Consider the following 4,280-nt stretch of genomic DNA (forward strand, 5'->3'; position numbering starts at 1 on the left):
ACAAAAAAGACGTCCGAGGACGTCTTTTTTCATGCCCGCACCCGCCAGCACAAACGGAGCGCGGAGCCCCGCCCGCCGGCACTCAGTGCAGGGCCGCCTCGCCACGGGAAGTGACCATGCGGGTGAACAGGCGGTTCGCGTTGCCCAGGGACATCAGGTGGGCGTAGATCCAGCCGAGGAAGCCGGTCTTGTGCAGCTCCAGCACCTGGGCATCGTCCAGGGCGAGGAACTTCGCCTCGTCCACCGCCAGAAAGTCCGACAGCACGAAGGTCTCCCCACTGGGGTGGGTCAGTTGCAGGGTGCGCTTGGCCAGCAGACCCAGCGCCTCGAGCTTGAGGACGAACAGCCGGGTGCGCTCCATCTCGGCGGAGAAGTTCTGCAGGAAGTCGATCATCTCGTCGAGGAACGCGCTGTTGCCGCCCTCCTCCGCGAACAGCTCACGGCCCTCGCCCTCGTTCCAGCCTTCGTAGGCCGCGTCGAAGCACACGGTGAAGTTGTGGGCATCGTCCTGGGCCAGCACGAACGGGTAGCGCCGCACGAAGGCCGGGATGTAGGTGTCCGCCTGCCAGCGCAGTTGCGCATCGAGGTAGCTGTTGGTGCCTTCCTTCAGGCCCAGCAGAGCGATGGGCACCAGGCGCTCGCCTTCGCCGATGAACAGGATCGGGTAGTGCAGCGCCGCCTGGAAGAATTCCAGGCCGGCCAGGGGCACCAGGTGGGTGGAACCGGCAAAGCCGCAATGCTCCACGGCACGCAGCTTGAGCGCCTTGTGCTCATCGCGGTTGAGCGCCTGGATGTCCTTGTAGAGCAGCAGGGTGGTCATGGGTATCTCCGTTGCATCACTCAATGCAGTGCCAACCGGGCCAGCGACTGCCCGCAGCCAGGTCCGGCACCACGTCCTTGAAGGGTGGCGACCACAGGGCCGGCACTGAAACACCGGCCCCGGTTGAAGCGGACAGCGACACGTTGCAGGCCAGCACCGGCCAAGACCGAGCACCACGGCACGGCCGTGATCGAACAACGCGAACGGTTCGCCGACGCCCACCCTAGCGCCGAAGCATTGCAAGATTGCACGCCAAAACCCGAAGCGAAATACCCGCTCGAAAACTCTGCCTCAGCAAACGGCCTTTCCCGTGTCTCCGCCAACGAGCAGTGGGAAACAAGGCCGCCTATACCCGCCAGGTAGGCTTCACACCGATTCAGCAGGAACAGATGGTGTTGAGCTATGTGCAACAGCATGGGCAGATCAAGCGGGCAGAGGTAATGGAGCTTTGTCGACTTTCCGAGGATCAGGCGTGGCAGCTACCGAAGCGCCTGATGGTGGGGAAAAAGCGGTCAAGCATGGCGAGCGGTGGTGGAGTTTCTATACCTTGCCCGGCGCAGATTGATACACGGCGATATACGTCTTTCTATGCGCGTCTATACGCTTGTGTGTACGCATAGCGACGCGATTACCCGCCCAATAGGTATCCATGGCCCACCACATCTTCGAGTTCGCCAACCGCACCCTTCGCCTGCATGACGTGGACGTCGCGTTGGTCCGCCACCTGCTCGAACAGGGCGCGGCAGCGATTGGGCAGCACGCACTGGCCGAGAGTCTTCGCCAGTGGGAGTGGCTCGGGCCGGGTGTGTGGGTAGGTGTCGATGAGTCGGTACTTGCACTGCACCCGGCGGTGTTCCCGGCTGCTGCCCAGGTCCTGGCGGGATTCGGGCCGGTCATTCCGCTGGCATACGTGCGGGAGGCCATGCCCGAGTTGGGCCCGACGTCCGATCTTGCAACCCCTCCGATCCTCAGTGCGCTGCGGACGCTCGAAGGGCTATTCCAGTAGCCCGCCCTACCTCAACTCCACCACCCTCGGCTCGGTATCCGGGTAGTAGATCGTCAGGGCGTTGTCGTCGGCGTCGGTGACCAGCCAGGGGTGGTGAGGTAGGTGTCGAAGCGCTGGCGTTGGCCGGCGCGCAGTTCCTTGTAGAGGACACGCTGGCCTTCGTAGTTGAGCCAGTAGAGCTTGCGGGTGGCGCGGGCGTGGTTGATGAAGGTAATGACGGTCGTCTGCTCGCCGCTGATGGAGTAGGCGAGGTTCTTGGTTTCGGCTTCGTGCAGGGTGGAGGCCAGCAGGGGATGGCTGGCCAGCATCAGCAGTGCGAGGCACCAGGCGCGTTTCATGGGGGCTGTCCTTGGGCGCGGGATGCGCCGGGTCGGGACGGCAGGATAAGCGCTGCCGAAATCGCCCGGCGTGCAGGCCGCCACAAATGCGTGGGGCGCCCGGCGCTTCAGTCGCTCGGGCTCAGGGGCAGCAGGGTGCGGATGGTGTCCCAGAAGATTTCGTCCGGGAAGTCGCCGCCGTTGACGGCGTCCATGACGAGGAAGTGGCCACTCTCATACACCCCGGCCATCGGCACGACGAGCCCGAGCACGTGGTAGATGCCCCAGGTGGACGTCGACTCGGCGGCCCAGCGCAGTTCCATGACCACGGTCTGACCGAGATAGTCCAGCGCGGCAGCGGCGTTGGACACGGGAAGTGCCTGCATCCGAGATCCCTCCTTGGGTACGCGCCCAGGCTGGCCTTCACCCGCAAGGGGCGGGTTTACCTCCACAGCCCTTGGCTTTTATTGCACTATGTTCAACTTTTCGGGGTACGCCGCTCCCGGTACACGCCAGGAATCTGCGTACATTACAACGAACAATACACTTTGTACGGTGTTTTTGTACAGTACAAAGAGAACGCTATAGATCGATATGGAATCAATAGACGATCGGATCAGAGCTCTCGTCGACATCACCGGCCTGGATGAGCTGGTGAGAACGACGGACATCAGCGGCACCCGCTGGAGAACGGTTCGCTACGACAAGCGCACCCGCATCAGTACCCAGGAAATGACGGCCCTCGTGCAGCTCTACCCGCAGTACGCGCTGTGGCTCGCCAGCGGCGAGATCATCCCCGAGAAGGGCCAGACCAGCCCGGCCTACGACGCCCAGCAACAACCCAACGTGCTCCATTGACCCGCTCTGCCGACCGGGCCCGTCTGCTCATCAAGCAGATCGGCCCCAAGAAACTCAGCGTGTTGAGCGGCACCGAGCACAGCCGTTGGCTCAACGTCAGCAAAGGCGCGGTGCGCGTCAGCAGCGAAGAGCTCGACGTGCTGGTGCAGCTCTACCCGCAGTACGCCCTGTGGCTCGCCAGCGGCGAGATCATCCCCGAGAAGGGCCAGACCAGCCCGGCCCACGACGCCCAGGCCGCCGACCCCGTCGAGTAATCCCCCCTCCTCCTCCTGCGCCGTTGTGCCATCCGACAGGCTGCGCGCGGCGCTGGGTTACCATGCGCGCCTTTTCGTTCTGCTGGCGGCTGGCCCCTATGTCTTCCAACGCGCTCTACACCGACCTTTCCGCCTACTACGACCTGATGTGCGCGGACATCGACTACCCGGCCCAGAGCCATTGCGTGCGGCGCCTGCACCAGTTGTTCGGCACCTCGGGGCGGCGGCACCTGGACCTGGCCTGCGGGACGGGGCCCCATGTGCGGCACTTTCTCGATTTCGGCTACGCCAGCGCCGGCCTGGACATCAACCAGCCGATGCTGGACCTGGCCCAACTGCGCTGCCCCGAGGCGCAGTTCAGCCGGCAGGACATGGCCAGCTTCACGGTGGACGCGCCCCAGGACCTGATCACCTGCTTCCTCTACTCCCTGCACTACAACCCCGGCCTGGCGCCGTTGCGGGCCTGCCTGGAGCGGGTACACGGGGCGTTGGCGGCGGGCGGGGTGTTCTGCTTCAACACGGTGGACAAGCGGCAGATCGACAACCAGTCCTTCGTGCGCCATTCGGTGGAGCACGAGGGCAGCGCCTTCACCTTCGGTTCCGGCTGGTTCTACCGGGGCGAGGGGGAGCAGCAGGCGCTGCGCCTGTGCATCGAGAAGACCACCGACGGCATCACCGAACGCTGGGAAGACGAGCACCCGATGGTCGCCACCGGCTTCGACGAGTTGCAGCAACTGTTGGCGCCGCACTTCGAGGTGCAGGTGTTCGAGCACGACTACGAGCGCATCACCCCCTGGGACGGCCGCTCCGGCAATGCACTGTTCGTCTGCGTGAAGCGCTGAGCGCGCCTCACGCTGCACGCCGGCTGGCCGGGCCGCAACCGGCCTGCCAGACTGCGCGCCTCTCCCCTCTCCCCTCTCCAGGCCCTGCCATGTCCACCACCGCGACCCGCCGCTGGTTCGGCGACCGTTTCAGTGAGCTGCATCCCCAACTCCAGCACCTGCACAGCCACGGCGGGCGCCTGC

General features: G+C 64.7%; 7 protein-coding genes. 4 read left to right on the forward strand and 3 right to left on the reverse strand.

Annotated features, from left to right (window positions below):
• Window positions 1-82: 82 nt before the first annotated feature.
• Window positions 83-820, reverse strand: coding sequence for a SapC family protein (locus A7D27_RS26625; RefSeq protein ID WP_069566651.1), 738 nt, complete (start codon window positions 818-820; stop codon window positions 83-85).
• Window positions 821-1,469: 649 nt separating this feature from the next.
• Between A7D27_RS26625 and A7D27_RS26630 the strand changes: the two genes are divergently transcribed.
• Window positions 1,470-1,826, forward strand: coding sequence for a hypothetical protein (locus A7D27_RS26630; RefSeq protein ID WP_069566652.1), 357 nt, complete (start codon window positions 1,470-1,472; stop codon window positions 1,824-1,826).
• 53 nt (window positions 1,827-1,879) lie between these two features.
• On the opposite strand, the gene A7D27_RS26635 is transcribed toward A7D27_RS26630, so the two are convergent.
• Both A7D27_RS26635 and A7D27_RS26640 read right to left on the reverse strand, forming a co-directional pair.
• On the reverse strand, window positions 1,880-2,164 hold the full coding sequence (locus tag A7D27_RS26635) for a hypothetical protein (RefSeq protein WP_069566653.1): 285 nt from the start codon (window positions 2,162-2,164) through the stop codon (window positions 1,880-1,882).
• Between the two features lie 107 nt (window positions 2,165-2,271).
• Window positions 2,272-2,529, reverse strand: a complete 258-nt coding sequence (locus A7D27_RS26640; protein WP_069566654.1) for a hypothetical protein — start codon at window positions 2,527-2,529, stop codon at window positions 2,272-2,274.
• 208 nt (window positions 2,530-2,737) lie between these two features.
• On the opposite strand from A7D27_RS26640, the gene A7D27_RS26645 reads away from it, so the two are divergent.
• From A7D27_RS26645 to A7D27_RS26655, 3 genes are all read left to right on the forward strand, one after another.
• Entirely contained in the window at window positions 2,738-3,001 is a 264-nt protein-coding gene (locus tag A7D27_RS26645; protein WP_069566655.1) for a hypothetical protein, read from the forward strand.
• Window positions 2,998-3,255 carry a DNA-binding protein gene (locus tag A7D27_RS26650; RefSeq protein ID WP_069566656.1) on the forward strand — a complete coding sequence of 86 codons (258 nt, stop codon included), beginning with the start codon at window positions 2,998-3,000 and terminating at the stop codon, window positions 3,253-3,255. Before A7D27_RS26645 ends, A7D27_RS26650 begins: the two co-directional genes overlap by 4 nt.
• A 98-nt stretch (window positions 3,256-3,353) precedes the next feature.
• Window positions 3,354-4,097: a class I SAM-dependent methyltransferase gene (locus tag A7D27_RS26655; RefSeq protein WP_069566657.1), complete on the forward strand. Its 744-nt coding sequence runs from the start codon at window positions 3,354-3,356 to the stop codon at window positions 4,095-4,097.
• Window positions 4,098-4,280: the final 183 nt, after the last annotated feature.

The organism is Pseudomonas sp. 1D4 (assembly GCF_001728925.1).
Taxonomy (GTDB): domain Bacteria; phylum Pseudomonadota; class Gammaproteobacteria; order Pseudomonadales; family Pseudomonadaceae; genus Metapseudomonas; species Metapseudomonas otitidis.

What these genes read in the sequence shown, in the direction of transcription:
- A7D27_RS26630 (WP_069566652.1), top strand. Translation starts at nt 1,470, where the DNA reads ATGGCCCACCACATCTTCGAGTTCGCCAACCGCACCCTTCGCCTGCAT.
- A7D27_RS26645 (WP_069566655.1), top strand. Translation starts at nt 2,738, where the DNA reads ATGGAATCAATAGACGATCGGATCAGAGCTCTCGTCGACATCACCGGC.
- A7D27_RS26640 (WP_069566654.1), bottom strand. Translation starts at nt 2,529, where the DNA reads ATGCAGGCACTTCCCGTGTCCAACGCCGCTGCCGCGCTGGACTATCTC.
- A7D27_RS26655 (WP_069566657.1), top strand. Translation starts at nt 3,354, where the DNA reads ATGTCTTCCAACGCGCTCTACACCGACCTTTCCGCCTACTACGACCTG.
- A7D27_RS26625 (WP_069566651.1), bottom strand. Translation starts at nt 820, where the DNA reads ATGACCACCCTGCTGCTCTACAAGGACATCCAGGCGCTCAACCGCGAT.
- A7D27_RS26635 (WP_069566653.1), bottom strand. Translation starts at nt 2,164, where the DNA reads ATGAAACGCGCCTGGTGCCTCGCACTGCTGATGCTGGCCAGCCATCCC.